At 65.3% G+C, this 18,995-nt stretch carries 18 protein-coding genes, 1 tRNA gene and 2 pseudogenes; 3 read left to right on the top strand and 18 right to left on the bottom strand.

Annotation, left to right across the window (positions count from 1 at the left end):
- Positions 1–113: 113 nt before the first annotated feature.
- Positions 114–581: a response regulator gene (locus CCL05_RS13630; RefSeq protein WP_425275916.1), complete on the bottom strand. Its 468-nt coding sequence runs from the start codon at positions 579–581 to the stop codon at positions 114–116.
- A gap of 190 nt (positions 582–771) precedes the next feature.
- Between CCL05_RS13630 and CCL05_RS13635 the strand changes: the two genes are divergently transcribed.
- Positions 772–843 (top strand) — tRNA-Arg (locus CCL05_RS13635).
- A gap of 250 nt (positions 844–1,093) precedes the next feature.
- Here CCL05_RS13635 and CCL05_RS13640 read toward each other — a convergent pair.
- From CCL05_RS13640 to CCL05_RS13690, 11 genes and pseudogenes are all read right to left on the bottom strand, one after another.
- Positions 1,094–1,390, bottom strand: a complete 297-nt coding sequence (locus CCL05_RS13640; protein WP_086560765.1) for a GYD domain-containing protein — start codon at positions 1,388–1,390, stop codon at positions 1,094–1,096.
- A gap of 243 nt (positions 1,391–1,633) precedes the next feature.
- Positions 1,634–3,007, bottom strand: a pseudogene (locus CCL05_RS13645) (tyrosine-type recombinase/integrase).
- Complete coding sequence (locus CCL05_RS13650; protein WP_086560766.1) at positions 3,004–3,198, bottom strand: helix-turn-helix transcriptional regulator; 195 nt, start codon at positions 3,196–3,198, stop codon at positions 3,004–3,006. Before CCL05_RS13650 ends, CCL05_RS13645 begins: the two are co-directional and overlap by 4 nt.
- Positions 3,174–4,496, bottom strand: coding sequence for a replication initiator (locus CCL05_RS13655; protein WP_086560767.1), 1,323 nt, complete (start codon positions 4,494–4,496; stop codon positions 3,174–3,176). The genes CCL05_RS13650 and CCL05_RS13655 overlap by 25 nt, the downstream gene beginning before the upstream one ends.
- A gap of 131 nt (positions 4,497–4,627) precedes the next feature.
- Positions 4,628–4,885, bottom strand: coding sequence for a SpdD protein (locus CCL05_RS13660; protein WP_086560768.1), 258 nt, complete (start codon positions 4,883–4,885; stop codon positions 4,628–4,630).
- Positions 4,886–4,912: 27 nt separating this feature from the next.
- Positions 4,913–5,107 carry a hypothetical protein gene (locus tag CCL05_RS13665; RefSeq protein WP_086560769.1) on the bottom strand — a complete coding sequence of 65 codons (195 nt, stop codon included), beginning with the start codon at positions 5,105–5,107 and terminating at the stop codon, positions 4,913–4,915.
- A 16-nt stretch (positions 5,108–5,123) separates the two neighbouring features.
- The gene (locus CCL05_RS13670; RefSeq protein WP_086560770.1) at positions 5,124–5,315 is read right to left on the bottom strand and encodes a mobile element transfer protein; all 192 of its coding nucleotides are present in this window, start codon (positions 5,313–5,315) and stop codon (positions 5,124–5,126) included.
- On the bottom strand, positions 5,315–5,506 hold the full coding sequence (locus CCL05_RS13675; protein WP_086560771.1) for an RING finger protein: 192 nt from the start codon (positions 5,504–5,506) through the stop codon (positions 5,315–5,317). The genes CCL05_RS13670 and CCL05_RS13675 overlap by 1 nt, the downstream gene beginning before the upstream one ends.
- Positions 5,507–5,524: 18 nt before the next feature.
- On the bottom strand, positions 5,525–6,202 hold the full coding sequence (locus CCL05_RS13680) for a DUF2637 domain-containing protein (RefSeq protein ID WP_208641489.1): 678 nt from the start codon (positions 6,200–6,202) through the stop codon (positions 5,525–5,527).
- Between the two features lie 55 nt (positions 6,203–6,257).
- Positions 6,258–7,631, bottom strand: a complete 1,374-nt coding sequence (locus CCL05_RS13685) for an FtsK/SpoIIIE domain-containing protein (RefSeq protein ID WP_086560773.1) — start codon at positions 7,629–7,631, stop codon at positions 6,258–6,260.
- Between the two features lie 5 nt (positions 7,632–7,636).
- Positions 7,637–7,987, bottom strand: coding sequence for an SCO3933 family regulatory protein (locus CCL05_RS13690; protein WP_030868207.1), 351 nt, complete (start codon positions 7,985–7,987; stop codon positions 7,637–7,639).
- Between the two features lie 343 nt (positions 7,988–8,330).
- Between CCL05_RS13690 and CCL05_RS13695 the strand changes: the two genes are divergently transcribed.
- Positions 8,331–8,561 carry a hypothetical protein gene (locus CCL05_RS13695; RefSeq protein ID WP_086560774.1) on the top strand — a complete coding sequence of 77 codons (231 nt, stop codon included), beginning with the start codon at positions 8,331–8,333 and terminating at the stop codon, positions 8,559–8,561.
- Between the two features lie 47 nt (positions 8,562–8,608).
- Here the strand turns inward: CCL05_RS13695 and CCL05_RS13700 are convergent, their stop codons facing one another.
- From CCL05_RS13700 to CCL05_RS13710, 3 genes are all read right to left on the bottom strand, one after another.
- Complete coding sequence (locus tag CCL05_RS13700; RefSeq protein ID WP_086560775.1) at positions 8,609–9,337, bottom strand: GntR family transcriptional regulator; 729 nt, start codon at positions 9,335–9,337, stop codon at positions 8,609–8,611.
- A 62-nt stretch (positions 9,338–9,399) separates the two neighbouring features.
- Entirely contained in the window at positions 9,400–9,864 is a 465-nt protein-coding gene (locus CCL05_RS13705; protein WP_086560776.1) for an ATP-binding protein, read from the bottom strand.
- A 288-nt stretch (positions 9,865–10,152) separates the two neighbouring features.
- Positions 10,153–10,893, bottom strand: coding sequence for a GntR family transcriptional regulator (locus tag CCL05_RS13710; protein WP_086560777.1), 741 nt, complete (start codon positions 10,891–10,893; stop codon positions 10,153–10,155).
- Positions 10,894–11,036: 143 nt separating this feature from the next.
- Here CCL05_RS13710 and CCL05_RS13715 point away from each other — a divergent pair, with 143 nt between their 5' ends.
- Positions 11,037–12,149 (top strand): DUF1152 domain-containing protein, encoded by a 1,113-nt coding sequence (locus CCL05_RS13715; protein ID WP_086560778.1) that lies wholly within the window; start codon positions 11,037–11,039, stop codon positions 12,147–12,149.
- Between the two features lie 33 nt (positions 12,150–12,182).
- Here CCL05_RS13715 and CCL05_RS47465 read toward each other — a convergent pair.
- From CCL05_RS47465 to CCL05_RS13730, 3 genes and pseudogenes are all read right to left on the bottom strand, one after another.
- Positions 12,183–13,987, bottom strand: a pseudogene (locus CCL05_RS47465) (IS481 family transposase).
- A 910-nt stretch (positions 13,988–14,897) separates the two neighbouring features.
- Positions 14,898–15,542, bottom strand: coding sequence for a hypothetical protein (locus CCL05_RS13725; protein WP_143589876.1), 645 nt, complete (start codon positions 15,540–15,542; stop codon positions 14,898–14,900).
- Between the two features lie 348 nt (positions 15,543–15,890).
- Entirely contained in the window at positions 15,891–18,539 is a 2,649-nt protein-coding gene (locus tag CCL05_RS13730; RefSeq protein WP_158102447.1) for a RyR domain-containing protein, read from the bottom strand.
- Positions 18,540–18,995: the final 456 nt, after the last annotated feature.

An 18,995-nucleotide genomic window follows, 5' to 3' on the forward strand; every position in this document is an offset into this window, starting at 1 on the left:
TGTGCACCGTTCCGCGGGCGACGCCGCCGCCTCGCCCGCGGAACGGTGCACAGCTGCCGTCCACATCCATGGGCAGGCATTCCCTGTACGGCCGACCCTGTGCGGCCGATGGATCACCCGCCGGCGCTCCCGGCCCGCTCGGCCTCCCCCGCACCGAGGACGGACCCGTAAGCGGGCGCACCACCGCCGCTGGGGCCATCACCGCCTCCCGGCCTGCCCCCGCTCCGCTCCCGCTCGATCAACTGCCGCACCATCCCCACGAGTTCGGCCGGCTCGAACGGCTTCGCGAGGAAGGCGTCGACGCCCACCTCCAGCCCGGCCTCGACTTCGTACTGGGTACAGGCGCTGATGATGGCGAGGGGCACGTCACGGGTACGCGGATCGGCTCGCAGGCGAGCGGCGGTCCGGATCCCGTCCAGCCGGGGCATGACGACGTCGAGGGTCACTGCATCGGGCCGCACCTGATGAACGACATCAAGACATTCGGCACCATCGGCCGCGGTCACGACCTCCAGCCCCTCCAGCTCGAGGTTGACCCTGATCAACTGCCGGATGACCTTGTTGTCGTCCACAACAAGCACCCGGCCCGACGCGCCTGGCACAACTCGAGAGTAGGTCGACCCCGGCCACCGCGTCCCGGTTTTCCCCACTTCCACCCCGACCGGGCGACCCGCAACCCCGCTCCCGACAGCGGAAACCCGTTCATGACCACCCTGAGGGAGCTGGTAGTGTTCTACCCGTCGCCGCGAGCGAACAGCTCCCGCCCGACACGCCCCCGTAGCTCAGGGGATAGAGCAACGGCCTCCGGAGCCGTGTGCGCAGGTTCGAATCCTGCCGGGGGCACCCTGTTTGAGGTGCCCAAAGACCCCGTCATCAGCGGAAACGCTGAGTGCGGGGTCTTCGCGTATGTGCAGGCGTGTGCGGCCCGGAGCGGCCGTATGTCGGGGGCTGTGGACGAGGCGTGGACGGGATCTTGGGACGTAAGCGCAGGTCATGCCCGATATCCCCCAAGGCCCCGGACAGGTCCAGGGGCCTTGGGGGGTACCGCTTGAGCGTGTCACTCGTACCAACAGAACCTCGACGGGGAAGTCCCTCAGCCGGCGGCTTTGGCGATGATGCGGTCCATCTCCTCCCGGCCGAAGGCTCGCAGGGTCGTGCTACGGACGTTGCCCATCGCGCCGACCTGTAGGAGCACTGCGGTGGCAGTCTCGTCGTCGGGCGCCTCCACGACAGCCACGACGTCGTACGGGCCGACGGTCCAGAAGAGGTTCAGGACCTTCACCCCGAGCTTCTGAGCCGCTGCCGTGAAGGCTTCGGCTCGTTGCGGGGTGTCCTTGTAGCCGCGGACTCCCTGGTCGGTCCAGTTCAGCAGCGCAATAAACGTCGGCATGATCCTTTACCCCTGTAAGTAGACGCAACTAGTCGTGGTCAACTCTGGGCATCATGCGCGTAATGCGCATGAGAGGCGCCTCTGAACGAGTGATGGAAGCCGGCCGGACTTCATGGCCCGGCCCGACATACACCCCGGAGCCACCGGCGCGGAATTCCTGAGGACAGGAACGCCCCTCTCGGCCAAGGCATGCCGATGCCCCCGGAACAAGTCCGGGGGCATCGGAGCTACCGTCGTCTGCGATCACTCGTACTCGCGCAACAGATCCTCAATACGCCGGTTGGCGACGTCCTGCCGTCCGTCGAGGCACTTGGCGTAGCGGGTCAGCAAAACCTCCACGCTGTTGCCGGCGCGCTCGGCCACCTCGGTGGGGTCGACACCCGCATTGAGCCACGTCGACAGCGCCGAGTGCCGAAGGTCGTACGGCCGACTCGCGAGCGGCGAGGCCGCGACGGCCGGCGGAAGCGCGAGGAGCCGAGCTTCCTGCCACACGCGGTAGTAGGTCGACGACGGGACGACCGAGCCCTTCTCACTGAAGAAGAGCCGTCCGTCGTCCGCCGTGCCAAAGGTGGCCAGGTGCTCGCGGAGCACGGCGACGAGGTGGGGCGGGATGGGCACCCGCCTGACGTCCTCGGTCGGACGGTTCTTCAGCCCGCGGTCGTCATGGGTCTCCCCCGAGTCGGTCCACTGCTTGCCGACAGACGGACGGGTCCGGTGGAGCAGCGCCGAGCCCCAGCCCTGCTTGGGGAGCTTCAGGTCCGTCTCGACGAGGCCGACCGCTTCCGCCGGCCGGAGACCGCCGAAGTACATCGCAGCGAACAGACCCACGAGACGACGGCCACGAGCACGTCGGTACCCGCCCACGTAGGAAACCGCCGCCAGGAGGTTCCGTGCCTACTCCGGGTTGGCGACAACCCGCGGGTCGACCTGGTTGGACACCTTCGGCTTCTGCCAGCGGACAGCCGTGATGGGGTTCTCACGCAGCTCCCCCAGGTCGACGGCGTAGTTCGCGGCGTTGACGAGTGTCCGCCGCTTACGCCGCACTGTCTCCGCCGCTGCTGCCGTGCCGTCCAGCCTGAGCTTGAGCGAGTCGAGGACCGCGCGGACCATAGCTGGTTCCGCGAGATCGGCAAGCGGTCGAGATGCCTTAGACACCCAGTGGAGAACGTTCCGCACATCGTCCGGGACCTCACGGTCATCAGGGCCTGGAAGCACGAAGGCCCAGTTGCGCAGTGCTTTGCGGATCATCTCGTGGGACGGCCGTCCGGCGCGCTCGTCTAAAAGCTCCAGTGTCACGCTGGTGAGGGATTCGTTGATGCCATCCCTCGTATTGGGGGCGGCATGCGGCCATTTCATGGCGAGGTACCGCAGGGCGAAGGCGTACCACGACACGGCCGACTTCTTCTCTTCCATCGAGGCCGGGAGCCCCGACTCCGTGTCGAACTCCTCGCCGTCACGCATGGCACGCATGAGCTTCGTGCGGTAGTGGTCGGCGAGCGCCTTGGTGCGGAAGGACTCCGAGAACACACCGCCTGCGACGGACCAGCGGACACCGTACGAGGGCGTTTTGGTGTCCCGCTTGCGGACTCCCCAGACCTTCACATCGAGAGACTTCACGCCGCCTCCTCCAGCTGTCGCAGCCATGTGGTGAAGTCACTCCGCCAAACCCGCAGCTCTCCGTTGCGCAGCTTGAATGCGGCTGGCCCGTACCCCAGTTCTCGCCAGCGGTAGAACGTCCGACGGGAGACACCGCCCAGCTCATCCAGGACTTGGCGAACGGTCATCAGCTCGTCGCGACGGGCGTCCATGTCGGTTCTCCTTCCGTTCCGGGGGCGGGTTCGAGGGACGCAGCGAGCCAGGCCTCGCCGTTACTCAGGCCGGTTCCGGCGAAGACCCAGTGGGCGAGGACGAGCGTGGTTTCGCCCTCCTGCAGATCGGTGGCCGAGGCTGCTTGGGCACGGCGCCATTTGGCCCGGGCGTCGCGGAGGGCGCCGAGGGTTGTGGAGTAGCGGCGCGACTTGGTGGAGAAGTGGCCGCGGAAGCCGAGCATGTGGGCCCAGGCGCGCAGCCGGAGCTCTGCCAGCTCGGGGCGTGCGCCGAGGGTCCAGGCGGTGCGGATCATGTGGCGGGCATGGTCGCTGATCCGGGCCTGTGCCAGCTCGGCGAGGAAGCGGAGCGGGCGGTCCAGAGTGCCGGTCGCGGTCTCCGCACCTTTGGTGGCGTACTTGGCGATGTATGCGGCCACCGCGCGTTCGGTCAGCTCCTGGCCGTCGTCGAAGTCGGCGGAGCGGATCGTGCGGACGTCGAGCTGGCGCCCGAAGGTGAAGGTGTGAGGCCGGCCGTCGATCTCTGGTCCGGTGACGCGTGCGGCGGTGGTAGCGGCGCGGATGGCATCCGTCAGCAGCTCGGCCGTCGCCCAGGCCGGAGGCGAGGTGTCGCCGCCTTCCGGGCCGTCGAGGCGGATGACCGCGTGGAAGTGGACGGCGCCGCGCTTCTGGTACTCGGCGACCTTGGCGAAGGAGATGCGCGCGTGGTCAGCGAAGGCGCGTTGGGTGAGCCCGGCGCGCTTGGCGACCTCTCGGCGGAGGTAGATGGAGAACCGGCGCCAGAGGGCCCCCGCATGAGCATTCCAGAGCACGGCCGCTTCGTAGTCGTACCTCTCAGGGTCGAGCGGTGTGCCCAGGGCGGAGTCTGACTCGGAGTGGCGGATGCCGCAGCGGCAGTTCCGGCCGCTGGAGGGTCGGTTGTGGACCGGGCCGAAGCTCGGGGCGGTGAAGGTGGCGAAGACGCGCGGGTGCTTGCCGACCTGTTCGGGGGTGCCTTTGCCGCCCCGCAGTCCGGCGGTGATCAGGTGGTAGGTGTCGCGGCGGTAGGTCTCGGCGCAGGCGGCGCAGCGGGTGGCACGGCGGTTGTTGCAGCGGACGAGGAGTTGGCCGGCGGGGAGGTTGGCGGAGTCCAGGTGGTGCAGGACGTTGCCGATCTCGCCGGTTGCCGTGTTGACCTCGTACTCGGTGCGGTGGCCGTCGAGGCGCACAGGGTGCGTGCAGCCGCCCAGGCCGGAGAGTTGGCGGGCCAGTTCGGACATGGTGCCGAGGGAGGCCAGCATGGAGAGTTCCGCCAGCGGGGGCGGAGTCTGCCGGGTGATGATGGGTCTTCCTTTCGGCTGTCTTGGCAGTTGGAAGGGACGGCCCCGGGGCGGCGGGATGCTTGGCGGCTTGTTGCCGCCCCGGCGGCCGGTCAGCGCTTGTTCGCGCCAGTGACGAGGGAGCGCAGGACGACGGCGGCGATGGCCACGGACACGGCCGAGATAGCGACCGCCGCCAGGAGCGCGGTGAGGACGACGCCGACGACGACCACGGCGGCGACCGCACCGACGCCGACCCCGACGTTTGGGGCGACCGGACGGCCGGCGGAGGGTGCCGGAGCGTGGTTCTGCGGGATGTGTGTGGTGATGCTCGGGACGTGCTGTGTGTCGGGCAGCCTGGGGCGAAACATGGCAGGTCTCCTGTCGGTCGCGGGGTCTCAGTCGCGGGTGCCGTTGACGACGTCGACCCCGGAGCGGGTGCCGGACTCGATGGCCGGGGCGAGGAAGGTGTACGAGAGCCAGAAGCCGAACAGTGCGATCACGACGGCGGCCCAGAGACGGATGCCGAGGAACTTGATCGCGGCCCAGGCGATGACGCCCAGGACGAAGACGAGCGGCAGTGAGAGAGTCACGGGATCTCCTCGGCGGTCAGCGGACGGAGCAGCGGTGAGTGCGGGCGGCCAGCTCGGCGGCGGCGCGACTGTCGTAGTCCGTGGAGAAGCCGCAGCGCGGAGCCGTGCAGGCGGCGGTGTGCTTCTCGCGGCCCCGGCCGTCGTAGTACGTGGCGACCTGCACGGGGCCGATGCGGACGACCTTGCGGAAGCGGCGGTTGGCGGGCATCAGGTGGTCTCCTCTTCGGTTTCGCCGGTGAAGTCGGTGACGTGGTCGGCCAGCCAGCGCAAGATCTCGTCGCCCTCGTAGCTGTCGGCGGCGAGGATCACGGGCTCTGCGATCAGCACGGCTTCGGTGAGTCGGTTCTGGCGGGTCAGCTCGGCGGCGCGCTTCAGCGCGCGGAGCGTGGACGGACGCAAGGGGGAAAGCCCTCCGGGTCAGGTGAGTTGGGTGGCGATGGCTTCGGCGAGCGGCAGCGGGACTCCGAGCCGGGCGCGAAGTGTCGAGGTGTCGATGTCGGTTCCGGTCCGGGCGCGGTGTTCGTCGGCGACCTTGCGGGCCAGGGCGACGAGCGCGGGCGGTATCGGAGACGTCGGAGCCGGCCTCGGCTCGGCAGCGGGCAGTACGGCCGCTGCTGAGGGCGGTTCGACTTCTACGGGGGTGGGTTCGGATGCCATGTCCGTCGAGGGCGGCTCGGGTGTCGTCGCCGGAGTCTCGATCGACTTCGGCGATCCGTGGGCAAGGAGCGTGCCGCCGAGGAAGGCGACCGCGGGCCAGCCCGCGACGAGAATGCGCAGCCAGGCCGGTACGTCGTCGAGGTCGAGCAGTCCAGCGGTGGCGACATTGGCGCCGAGGGACGCGACCAGCGCGACGAGGAACCAGCACCACCCGGCCGCTTTCGCCTCACCGGAACGGAGCCGCCGCCAGGCAGCAACCAGCAGCAGATCGACGGAGACCGGATAAGCCCACGCCTTCCAGCCGTCCTGTCCGGCCGCTGAGGCCAGGTCGTGCAGGTGGGCGAAGGACAGCGCGGCGGCGATCACTGCTTGAACGAGCACGGCGTCAACGCGGACGGGCAGGGTGCGCACGGCGCGACTCCTTTCGGTTCCAGGCATGGGCGGGGTAGGGACTTGGCGCGGGACGGCCGCGCCGACCGTTGGATCGGGGTGGTTACTCGGTGACCGGCGCAGGAGCGGCCACGGGCTTGGGCTCCTTCACTGGCACGGGCGGGACGTACGGCCGGAAGGGCGTGAGCGCCGGTACGTCCGGGGCGAGGTGTGCCGTCTCGCGGCAGGTGGCCGCAGCATCGGCGAGGGACAGGTACGGGGTACGGATGCGGGACCAGCCGCCGGATGTGTCGCCGACGACCGCGAGGCCGGGCAGTTCGGCGGCGATGGAGCAGGCCGCGTAGACCGCTTCAGGGGCGATGTCGCCGAGCGCCATCTTGGCGGAGGCTTCGTCATTGACGCGGTGGCAGACCCGACCGGTGAGTTGGGCCCGGAGCATGGTCGCGCCCTTGCCGAGCTCGGCTCCGAAACGCTGGCCGCAGACCTCCAGGTAGATGCCGGCCGCGCGGCCGAGTTGGGCGAGGCGGATGAGCTGGGTGACCATCTCGTCTCGCCGCTCTTCCTCCTTCCTTGTGGCGACGAGAAACAGTTCGGCCACCTCGTCGACGAACAGCACGATGGGCGCGGGACGTTCGTCCTCAGGCAGGCCCCAGATGTCCGAAGTGATCTCCTCGTCCGGGGTACCTGGTGCGATGCCCTGCCGGGCCTTGATCAGGTCGTAGCGGTCCTCCATTTCCTTGACCAGCACGGGCAGCAGCTCGGCAGCCTGTTCCGGGTCCGTCGCCAGCCCGGAGAGCCGGGGCGCGAACGGCGCCAGCTCCACCCCGCGCTTGCAGTCGATCCCCACGAGCGCCACCGACTGAGCGGCCAGCGCGGCAATCAGGCTCCGCAGGAACATGGACTTGCCCGACAACGTGGCGCCGAGCACGAGTTCGTGAGGCACGGCCCGGTAGTCCCGTACAAAGGCGGTGGCGTCTTCTCGCAGAGCCACCGGCACTTGCAACGGACCTGAGACGGTTCGTCGAGGCATCCGCACCTTCCGCAGAACGTCGAAGCCGACGAGCCGCAGTTCCACGACTCCGGGCTTCACGTCCCGGACGTACACGGCGTGAACGCCCCAGGCATGGCGCAGCCGTTCGGCTGAGGCCGCCACGTCCGCAGGTTCCTGCCCCGGAGCCAGCCGCAGCCGGAGCCGCAGACCGGTCGAGGTGGGCCGGATCATGCCCCGCCGAGGGGGCACTGGACGGATTTCACGGCGAGTGGTCGCCTTGACGGCCAGTGCCCGCCACCGGGACGGCTCGACCGTCAGACCGCACGCGTCCATGGTCGAGGAGTACGAGGCCAGCAGCCGGGCCACCGAGACCGGCAGCCCGACCGTTGACCAGTACGCGGCCGGGTGGGCGTGCCGGGCGTAGGCCGCGCCGCCTATCGCAGCAAGCGATCCGCCCAGCTCGGCCCACGTCACCAGGTCGGTCACGTCGATCAGCCCGCCTCAGCCATCGGGAAGGCGCCCGGAGCCACGGCGGTGGCCCGGAACGCGATGCCGTGCCGCTGCTGGCCGTTGAACACGCTCTCCCACGGACGAGCCACCAGCCCCGGCAGCGCTACCGGAGCCCCGAGCGTCAGCCCTTCAGAGACCCCGCTCTCAGGAACCGTGACCTTGATCAGCGACGACTCCCCCTCCTCGATGTAGACCACGCCGATCGTCATCAGTGCCTCGCCGCTCATTGCGTCCTTGGCGATCTCTCCGGTCTGCCGGTCGCGCACCTTCGGCGCCGGAGCTTCGGTGAGCAGGATCGTGGCGGTCGAGGCGTCAATGCGGATCACACGCACAGAGATTTCTCCTTCTGGGTCGACCAACTCGCCACATGACAAGTTGACTTAGCAAGTTCGAAGCTACGGATGCCAGGTTGACTTGTCAAGTGCCTTCCTCGTGATCGGTGAGCAGCCCTACCGCCCCGAGCGCACTATGGAATCAGCAGCAAAGGGAGGGCGCGACAGGAGCAGGAAAAACCGCGCTCCAGAACCACAGCCATGGGGCCCGCGTGACCCTCAAGGGGCAGCGCCGCCGCCAGGCGCCTGGCCAGGACCACCGCCAAGTCAGCCCCCGTATCAGGGCAGTACGGCACCCCCGCCGAGGAAGCGACGCCGCATCTTCCTGTGGGTCTTTCTTGCCGTGCAGATCCTGTTCCTGATCTTGGTCATAGTGGGGGCCACAAGCGGCAGCGGAACCCCTGAAGAGTGCAGGGGGCTGACAGGAAACGATCTGGAGTTGTGTGAGGACGCAGGCGACGTTGGAACCACGATCGGCGTCGGCCTGATGATCGGGCTCTGGGTAGCTGTCGACTTCATCCTGGCCCTCACGTACCTGATCTACAGGCTCGCCAGTCGACAACCGCGCGACTGAGGCAAGCCCACCGATTCACCCGGCATCAACTGCGGGACCAAGAAGCCTCAGCCAAGCCGGTAGGTATCTTCAAGTTCCTGCCGATCAGCAGGAAGCAGCACGTCAGAGACTTGCAGCGCCTGCCCGGAGGCGTCACGCGCGATGACCAGGACGCTCAGCACGGGCACGCCGTCCGACAGGCCCAAGAGTCCAGCTTCATCGCCCTCAGGCAGTCGAGCTGAGACCCGTTCCGTCACATGGTCGAAGCGGACCCTCCTCCGAGCTTCCAGGTGCTCACGCACACTGCCACTCAGGGCTTCAGCGCTCGCCAGTTCGGTGTCCTCGGCCAGGGCGGCGGGGAAGTACGACGAGACCAGCTCGACCGCTTCGCCGTCCTCCTCAACGAGGAAGCGGCGCATGAGGACCTTGACCCGTTTCGGCAGCCCGAGCGCAGATGCGACCCGCACCGAAACGGAGACTTCAGCAACCTCAACGAGGTGTCCTGCAGTCTGCGACTCGTCGCGCTCCAGGGCCTCTCGCCCGCGCCGGTCCTTCTGCTCGACAACCTCCGGCCGGCCCCGAACGATCGTGCCGTACCCCTGCCGGGACTCAACCCAGCCGTCGCGCTTCAGCAGTTCCAGCGCCCGCACGACGGTCGGGCGGGACATCCCGAAAGCTTGCACCAACTGGTTCTCACTGGGCACCCGGGTGCCGGGCGGGTACGTGCCGTCCTCGATGCGGCTCTGGATCGTCTGAGCTAGGCGCACGTACTTCGGTGCCGCCACTTCATACGCCATGTGCACCGCCTGTCGAGATTGGCCAAGTCAACTGATCAACCAGACTAGCGACAACTGGAGCGTCAGAACAGGATCGGAGTGAAGCCCTCGCTGGACGGCCACGCGCCGGCCACGTCGCAGGAGACCATCGTCCCACCGAAGCGGCTAGGCCCGGAGTGCCACGACTCGGCGATGGAGTCGACCGCGAGCAGGCCGCGACCGTGGGCGTCGTTGGCGTCTGGCCGCCGCATCTGGACGTTCGCAGGGAAGCCCGGGTTGTGCACCTCGATCCGAAGCGACGTCTCCACGCGAAACCACTCAACGCGCACCACCCAGGACTCATCCGCCCGCCCATAGAGAATGGCGTTGGTCACCAGCTCGGAAATCATCAGCGCGCAGTCGTCGATCGAGCAGGACGGGTTGTACGGGGCGAGGAACTTCCGGAACCAGTACCGAGCCCGAGGCACGGACTCCGCGACTGGGTGCAAAGTCATGGCACCGAGTCGCGGCCACTCCTCAGAAGGAAAGCGGTCGATCGTGTAGGCCATCCGCGCTCACTCCTTGCCGCTGCCGTCACAGTCGAGGCAGCGCCGTTTCGATGTGACACGGTGGCGATCGTTGGCCGTGGAGAGCGCCAGAGCCGTACGGGAGCCGACGCGCTTCCAACCGCGCCCACGACAACCCCGGCAAGCTAACCGCGCACCCTCGTCCGGCCGCTGACTCGTCACCCGTGCCCCCTTCCAGTCCAAGTGGCCTTAGCCACTTCCTGGATAGTGGCATTAGCCACTTCGACTCCGCAACCCGTTCGCCGTAACTAACGGGACCTCACCGCACCATCAGGTGAGCGGGTAGCCCTGCTCGAAAGCCCAGCGATGCGGCGGGTACGTGGCTTCGGCGAACTCCAACGGCCGGTCCTGGAGGTCGAAGACGACGTGGTGGACGATCAGGACGGCCGAGCCGGGCTCCAGTTGGAGATCCACGGCTTCCTCCTCCGTGGCATCCCGCGCGCACATGCGATCTTCCGCGTAGCTGCCCTGCCGCCCCGTCATGTTCTCGACGTACATGAGCGTTCCCTCTTGGATGCGCTCCGGCTCAAGCAGCTTCGGCGCACGGTGGCCGACCTCCGGAGCGAACCACGAGGTAGACAGCGTGATCGGCCCGTCCTGATTGTTGGTCACGCGCCGCCGGTGCACAGCCCGACGGTCCTTGACCAGACCCAACCCCTCAGCAACGTGCGCCGGCGCCTCCATCCAACCGGTCGAGGTGATCACCGCGTACTCACCGGGCGTGTAGATCTTGCCGGTCTGCCGCGCCCGCCCGTACAACTCCCGCGCCCGCCGGTTGACCTCCAGGCTCCGCACGTACGTACCCGACCCCTGACGCTTCTCGACGAGCCCTTGATGGCTCAGCGCCTCCAACGACCGTGCAGCCGTAGGCCGGGACACCTTCCAGTCCGCCGCCAACTGCCGCTCGGACGGGACCTCGTCCCCCGGCCGCAGGTCACCCCGAAGAATCTGATCGCGGATGTAATGCGCGATCTGGAGATACTTCGGCTGAGCCTCCTCGATCTGTGGCATCAGTCCTCCTCACCCAACGTGGGCTCCAGGTGAGTAGTCGGGAACCCCGCTACCGGCCTGAGGCCGATTCTCGATACAAGTGGCTATGGCTTCTAGCCACTATAGGGTGAGTGGTCAACCCCGTACCCCGTAGGCTGAACCGCATGAAGCGGTTGATCGTCGCAGCAGGAGGAGGGGGCGACGCAGTCGCCGCCGCAATGCTTCACGCCGCCCTCTACGGCGACGAGGACCAGGCGGTGATCCTCACGTACGCGTGGGACCGCCTCCTGATCGACCCAGTACCGGGCCCCCGAGGCCCAGATAACTTCACTGGCCTCAAGCCGCTCACCCCAGCTGTCCGGGCAGTGCCGGCCGAGGCCCGCCCGATCGCTCCGGCAGGCTCCACCCTCCCCCGACTCGCGGCAGAGCTCCCGCACACGATCGCGCTGATCGACCCGCGCCACGGGGTCGAGGGCATCACACACCAACTCGAAGAGTTGGTAGAACACTTGGCTCCGGAGTCGATCGACCTCCTGGACGTGGGCGGCGACATCCTCGCCCGAGGCGACGAGCCGACGCTGAAGAGCCCCCTTGCCGACGCCGTCACCCTCGCTGCGTGCTGCCAGGTGAACGCAACGATCCGCCTCCTGGTGGCAGGACCCGGACTTGACGGTGAACTGCCCCTCGATGGCCTACGCAACATGCTCGGCCCGCTCGTCCACACCTTCACCTCGAAGGACGTCGAGCCGCTCAGCTCGGTCCTGGAGTGGCACCCGTCCGAGGCAACCGGAATGCTGGCAGCGACAGCCCGAGGCGTACTCGGCACATGCGAGATGCGAGACGCCGGCCTCCCAGTCCCCCTCACCGACGAAGGCCCCACCGTCCATGAGGTCGATCTGGACGAGGCACTGAGCCGCAACCAGCTGGCCCGCGCCATCCTGACCACCGCCACCCTGGACGAGGCAGAGGCACACAGCCGTGAGATCTGCGGCTACTCGGAAATCGACTACGAGCGCAACAAGGCCGCATGGCTCAAGGACCAGCCGCCGGTGCCACTCGGCCCTGAGGCCGTACTGTCCCAGCTCGACCAGTTCGAGGCCGAGGCCCGGAGCCGCGGAGTTACCCACACAACGTTCCGCCGCATCACCGAGGCGTTGAACCTCAACGGTTCACTACGCGAGGACCTGCGCCAACTGCTGATCAGCAGCCATCCGGAGCAGTACGAGGCGCCCTTGTGGCGCATCACATCCACTTGTCTAGTCCCAGGTGATGTTTGACGTTCTGGTCCCAGCTGATGCTTGACGGTGGGCCTAGACAACATCGGAAACCTTGTAGGGCTTGTTCGCTTTCACGTTGCGGACGGGGATGTCGGTGGTGCGCTGGATGACCCGGGCCTGACCGTCCAGTTCCACGGTGATCGTCGACTCCGACACGTGCATGATCACGGTCTGCCCCGCGTAGGCCCGGACCGAGGTGGACGACCTGCCGGCAGACCATGACCGTGCCGACCGCGCTGACCCGCCGCTGCACCCGCACCGGCTCCACCCGCGGCCGGGGCGGCGGGCCCGCGGGCCGCAGGCCGTGCAACCGCTGCACCTCCTCGCTGGTGAGCGGATTGGGCCGCACTCGCAGCAGCTCCCGCGAGGACGGGTCGAAGAACGACAGCGTGGCCTCGTCGATGCGGACGCTCACCCGGCGCCCGCCCAGAATCTCCGCCGCCAGCACCTGGCGCCCGCCCAGACCCACCAGCCCGTGGTTGTTCACCGTCCGGTCCAACTCGAACGCAGCACCATCACCCGCCGGCAGCGGCGACGGCCCCGCCGCACGCCCACCCCGGGCTGCCAGCTGAGCCAGATCCGCCACCGACAGGTGCGACCGCACCGACTTGATCCGCGACCCGGCGATCAGCAGGTGGATCACCTGCGTGTCGGCCCAGAACGTCACCGTCAGCCCCGAGCGGGCCGGGCCGAGCCAGAACTGCTTGCCCGCGACCTGCAGATTCCCACTCGCAGGCACCACCCGCTCGAACTCCACCGGTCCGCCGTCCGCCACCCGCGCCGACGGCGCGCTCTCCTCAAGCGGACTGACCGAAACAGGCACCGCCTCAGCCGGTTCCTGCTCAGCGGGGGCAGGCCTCTGCTGCGGCACCAGCCCGAGCACTCCGGGCACCCGCAGGCCCAGCACACCCCGTTCCTGCTCGGGAACCGGAGTGAACCGGTCGCCCGGAGACTGCATGTCCAGGGCCTGATGCGGCCGGACGGAGTTGTATTCCTCCACCCAAGCATCAAGCGCCGCCTGAGCCGCCCCGATGCTCTCGAACGCGCCGCAGTCGTCGAGGAGTTCACGCCGCAGCGTCTGATGGAACCGCTCGACCTTGCCCGTCGTGGTCGGGGACGCCGGCTGGGTGAGGCGGTGCGCGATCCCGTTCTCCCGGCAGATCCGGTCGAACAGCACCTCACCCCCGTGCCCGAACCGGTCGGTGAACTGCTTGCCGTTGTCCGTCAGCACCTCCTCCGGCACCCCGAACCTCTGCAAGGCCCGGACGAACGCCGCACACACCGCCCGCCCGGTCGCCCGCTCCACCACCGAGGCAATCACGCAATACCGGGAATGGTCATCCACACCCGTCACGACCTTGGCCTCGGACAACTCCCCGGTCATCGGGTCGACCAGCATCACGCCGCCGACGATGTCCATCTGCCACAACTGCATCGCACGGTCCCGCTGCCAGCGCTTGTAATCCGACCGCTTCCGGCGCCGCACCCCCGGCTCCACCAGCCCATGCCGGACCAAGATCCGATACACCGTCATCCGCGACGGCACCGGATCCACCGACCCAGCCCGCTCCAGCACATGAGCAATCCGCCGCGGCCCCCACCGAGGATGCTTGCGCCGCAGCTCACACAGCCGCCTCCATCTCGGCAGACGCCTGATGCGGACACGAGACCGGCCTCCGCGACCGGTCCACCAGCCCCGCCAGCCCCGAAGCCTCATACCGGGACTTCCACCCGCTCACCGTCTGCCGCGACACACCCAACGACGCGGCGACCTCCGTCACCGTCGCACCCGCCAGCACCGCAAGCACAGCCCGGTATCTCTGCTCGACAACCGACAACTCCACCAGCGCCAATCCCGGCCTCCCCACACGCACCGCAACGACGCGCACAGAAAAGCCGAACACGGCCACTGTCAACCATCAGCTGGGACCGAAGTGTCAAGCATCTACCGGGACCGGACACGCATCACATCCACTCCTGAGTAACAACCTTCTCTACGGGTTCAAGGCTCGCTTCGCTCGCTCGTCCGGCGGCCAACGGCGCTCTTCGATCATCGCCAACCCGACCGCCGCACACTCCGCCCAAGCGAATCAACGGCCGCGCCCGGCCCACATGCCACCGCCACCACGATCCGGCCTCGGGAGGGGAAAGACGCAACAGCGGTCGGACCTCAACGCCCCGCTTACGGGGCCACGCCGCACCCCTTTCCACCCGGTTGCCTACACAGTAGGTCGGATCAAACCGAGGGCCGCACCAACGCGGCGGCGCCGGCCGGTCGCCGCCGCGCCGCCTCCATGTCTTCGCCACCGGCCGCACGGCGGCGCCCGTCCGTCGCCAGACGCAGCGGCCACATTCCAACACGGGCACGGGGGACGAACGATGATCCCCAACGGTGCAGGTCAAAGACGCTTCGTGTTCCCGAAAGAGGCCGGATCGTGGTGGCGGCGACATGCGGGCCAACGCTGCCAGATGCGCGGGCGTTCGTACGGCCCGCTAATCCCGCACCAGGCCACCGGCCGGACGGCAGACACGGGCTTGACGTGGGAGAAACCCCGTCGTGGCTGGGGCGGTCGGCTCCGCGACTTTAGCCAGCCACTTTGGCGCGAGCCTCGAAGATCATGGCCCCAACGTCGTGCTTTACCGGGCAGGTCCACAGACTGCCCGACGCGCCGGAAGCTTACGGGGCCATGATCACTCGCGCCAAAGCAGCTCCCGGCCAAAGTCGCTACACCGACCTGTGGTCGACGATCAGGTTTGCGCGTCATGCCGATTCGGTGTCGGCGGCATGAGCCGTACACCGGTCACCACTGCAGACGCCTGGTCGATGAACGCACCAACGGCGATCCGTGCCTGACGCTGGAGATTCTTCGCGTCTTGGTATACCGGATCTGCCTGTGCTGCCGCCTCCGGATCTGTGGGGGCCGACTCAAGCGGCGGCAAATCCTCGGCCCACTTTAGATATTTCGAGGCAGCATCCCGTAGCTTGTCATACGCCTCGCCATGAGTGCTCATATGCGGGCATATAACCCATAACTCATCGATGATGATTGCTATTTGCTCGAAGAGTGCCGGTACGCCCCCGATCTCCCTCTTCCAGTCCTCCCGCTTCTCCGGCGACTCGAAAGCATCCTCGGCCCGCAGGGCAAATCCTTCCCACTCGCGGATCTTCGCAAGAAGGCGACCGAACAGCTCCAAGCGCTGTTGCCGCAACCAGTGGTCACGCTCAAACGCGGCCTGAGCCGCAGCCTGCTGCCTCGAAGCCGCAGCCGTCTTCTCAGCACCGACCTTCGCTCCCCAAACCGCCGCAGCGCCGCCAGCAGCCGCCCCCACAAGCCCAAACCCGGCAGCAATGATCGCAGCTAACCCTTGATCCATACCGGCATGGTCGCTCACGTCGAGCTCCCACACAGCACCTTGAGGAAGATACGCGCAACAACAGTCGGGGCGTCCCTGGGCTGTGCGGGGGCGCTCAACGACAACCAACGCTGACAACCGCCGACAGCTAAGTTGCAGGTCACAGCGTTGATCGCTTACATAGCCGCAGGCGGGAGAGCCCGCTAGTCACTTCTTCGGGTACTGATCGCACCTTGCGACGCTTGACTCGCCCATTGAAACTCCGCCGGCCCACGCGTGAGAGTTCCGCGACTAAACAGCATGAGCAATATTCAATTTGACCTTCCGAGTACGCGAGCACTGCTGCGGCGCATGGGGGAACGCCGCATTACACCTACGCCGAGCGCATCACTCCTCTGTGTCCATTACGTAGTATTGCACGGCGAATTTAGCAGCTTTCATAAGGGCGTAAGGAATCACGCTGACGCGCTGCATCTCGAGCTCTTTTTGCCAGTGCGGCAATTCATCCCAAGGCATCAAAGATTGATGCAGCTTTCTTGGTATATCTGTTGACGTTCCATGCTTCCATTCCGCCTTAAGTTTAAAATTCATCCAGCGTTCATGCTCTTTCTGGGCCAGGATCTCAATTACATCTGACGCCAACGAATTGACAGATTCAGCCTTCGGCGCCGGAACGATACGATATCCTTCATCCCCGAGCATGTTCGGGATACTGCGAACGAACTTCTTAAACTGATCCCGATCTTCGGGCGCAAGTTCATCGAATTCACTAACCCTACCAGGGAACTTGTAATTGTCAGAATCACCTTTCAGCTCTGCATGCGATCTCCTGGCCGCCTCACCTTTACACAACCGCGCATATACAACAATGGAAATCGCGTCAAGGGTGTCATCAAGAGTGCCAGGCAAGTCGAGGTTCCGCATGAGGCTAAGGAATTCTCTGCCATCAACGTGCAAATCAAGTTGAGTTATAGGAGGAAGGCACGACCTGTCGAATGAATCCTTCCCCGACAATGAGCTCATTTCAATTATGGCCTTCATTGAACGCACCCCGTGCTCATACTTTGAAATATTGAGAAAAGCATGCAGAATCCCATCATCAATAGCCAGCGCCCCTCCAAGGTCCGCCCCGCTCTTTTTGGTATTCCCATCGGTTACCGTCGATTTCACTGGCGGACGGAAGAGATCCTTCCTGTCGGTCCACAGTAGAGAACGCAGAGTAACTGCGCGCCTGATGATAAAGTATGGATCACCCGCCTCAACTAGGCCATCGATTCCCGATTCTTTGTTCGGTCCACGTATATCAATATATCCGCGAATTCGACTCAAGAAATCTGGCCCCTTAGCGGCTCTGAACGCATCGTCGTCCTTCAGTATCCCACGAAATTCCCTAAACCGGTTTGACCTGCCTCCAGCGAAGGCAAAAATGCATTGACCTATAGGATGGATGGCGGCACCTTCTCGAAAGGATCCATCTTGCATCGGAGAAAGGAAATAGCGTAGCCAGCCGAGCTCTTGACCATCGAAACTTGCGTCAAATTCATCCCAAAAGACTACTGGTATCTTTCCCTTGAGTCGTACATCGCGCACTAGATGGAACGCATCAACGAGATCATCCACCGAGGTAAACTGTGAAAGATTGAACTCAAGTTCTTTAATCTCACCGCCTAGCGCTGCTCCTTCAGATCCTTCGAAGGGCTCAAGCACTTGCATAACGGCGAATGATTTACCAGATCCCGGGGCGCCGAAAACTGCGAGCGAAAGGGGTTTCTCCGAGCTTCCGCGGCAGTGTTCATCCACAAGGGATCGAATTGAACGGAATTCCTCAATTTCCTGTCGATCCACCGTCAGCAATTTGCCGAAACGTCCCCGCGGGACATCCTTCATCTCGTTGTCGGCGCCTCTCTTCACGATCAGCTCTGCAAGTTCATCAAGCGTTTCAGGCGGGTGCTTTTGTCGCAGGATTGTCCATTGTCCCTTTCGAGACGCCATTTCCCGGCCGGCGAAGAACTCCTGCCTATGCAACAGTGGTCGATGAACCTCTGCGTCAAAGAATTCCTGCCTCAGCTGTGTCGGTTGCTCAACCGCAGTCTCAAAAATTTCTCCCGAGGCTGAGGCCGGGACCTGGGATTGGGACAGAACTTTCTTGACTTGAGCGTACGGGAACTCCACAGACGTCGGTGGATCCTTCTTTACGTTGTACCCCGTCCGATCCAGTTCCCTCATCGCGAGGAGTCCCTGGTGGATAGCATGCTCCATATTGGCCTTAGCCAGCGCAGAAACCTCGTCAGCAGACTTCATCCGCATAAGTTCCTGAGCAATCGCCGTGCTAAGGACCGACGTATGCCCCCAGACCCTCTTCGTCCGCGGCTCATAATCGCCCTCCATCTTGTCCGGATCGAACCACAACTTAAACCTCGGCAGCCACTCGGCATCACTATGCTCGAGGAGGAGGGCTCCCACAGGGCCGAAGTGAACAATCACGAAAGCACAGCGGGATAGCGCGTTCAGGGATGGCTTATGAAGAAGTTCTCCGGCTAGGTCTCGCGCCGTATGCTCCCAAGAACGGTCCTTGCTCACCTCGATGTCGCCTTGGCGCAGATCTTTTATGTCAAGGACGACGATGAGGCGCTCCGCCAGACGAGAGTACAGGTACTTCCACAATTTCCCTTCGGCGATTTTCCCACCCATCTTGAGAAGAACCCAGCTGCGCTGACCGATGAGATTCTTAGGCCAGAGATCTCCATGATTTCGAAAACCTAGATCTTCGTCGTCGAGCACTACCAGATCAGCCGGAGAATCATCCTCTCCAAATATTTTGAGTCGACCCAAATCGGACGATGGATGAAGTCCTTTTCTGAGCCCTGGGCATCCGTCTACTGTCCACAGTCCACTTTTCGTCTGCGGGTGGACATACCTTGCGATGTGGGCATAAGAGTGATGGAATGTTCCGTCGCGCGGATGGATCGATTCTGGCCATTCAACATCAACGACACGGAAGGTTGGGTCCTTGACTTCTTTTATGAGCTGAGCCAAGAGAAATGCCCCGCCTCTGAGCGCATGACAGTCAGATGGCTGCAGATGCAACTGTTGGGAATCGGGGTGAGAGGATCTTTCCAGCCCTTGCAGAGTGAACCAGTCAGCTGTGGGTTCACCATGAATGGATATTGTGAATCGACGTTTAGGCATTACGCCCTCCTAGGATTCGTTCCTAGGCTTCGGCTATGCCAGAACGGAAGCCGTGGGGCCGACGGCCCATCGTGTCATGCCCGCCGATGGCTAGCGCGGATGATCCAATTCTCCCATCAACATTGGGCCACCGCAACGCGAGGATCAGGGGAGGACTCCTCGCTGAAGCGCCCTCCGCTGCAACTTCAACATGGCATGATCGTCGAGCACCATGCCATGGGGAGGCTGATTGTGGGCGGGAAGCTCCGTGTCGGACAGGTCTTTCGCTACGCAAGCGCCAAGGATCCAGTACCTCCAACGATC

This window comes from Streptomyces africanus (assembly GCF_002150735.1).
Lineage (GTDB): Bacteria > Actinomycetota > Actinomycetes > Streptomycetales > Streptomycetaceae > Streptomyces > Streptomyces africanus.

Coding starts and splice junctions, on each gene's coding strand:
- CCL05_RS13705 (WP_086560776.1), bottom strand. CDS start 9,864: ATGGCCTACACGATCGACCGCTTTCCTTCTGAGGAGTGGCCGCGACTC.
- CCL05_RS13660 (WP_086560768.1), bottom strand. CDS start 4,885: ATGTTTCGCCCCAGGCTGCCCGACACACAGCACGTCCCGAGCATCACC.
- CCL05_RS13655 (WP_086560767.1), bottom strand. CDS start 4,496: ATGCTGGCCTCCCTCGGCACCATGTCCGAACTGGCCCGCCAACTCTCC.
- CCL05_RS13640 (WP_086560765.1), bottom strand. CDS start 1,390: ATGCCGACGTTTATTGCGCTGCTGAACTGGACCGACCAGGGAGTCCGC.
- CCL05_RS13710 (WP_086560777.1), bottom strand. CDS start 10,893: ATGCCACAGATCGAGGAGGCTCAGCCGAAGTATCTCCAGATCGCGCAT.
- CCL05_RS13715 (WP_086560778.1), top strand. CDS start 11,037: ATGAAGCGGTTGATCGTCGCAGCAGGAGGAGGGGGCGACGCAGTCGCC.
- CCL05_RS13680 (WP_208641489.1), bottom strand. CDS start 6,202: ATGCCTGGAACCGAAAGGAGTCGCGCCGTGCGCACCCTGCCCGTCCGC.
- CCL05_RS13650 (WP_086560766.1), bottom strand. CDS start 3,198: ATGGACGCCCGTCGCGACGAGCTGATGACCGTTCGCCAAGTCCTGGAT.
- CCL05_RS13670 (WP_086560770.1), bottom strand. CDS start 5,315: ATGCCCGCCAACCGCCGCTTCCGCAAGGTCGTCCGCATCGGCCCCGTG.
- CCL05_RS13700 (WP_086560775.1), bottom strand. CDS start 9,337: ATGGCGTATGAAGTGGCGGCACCGAAGTACGTGCGCCTAGCTCAGACG.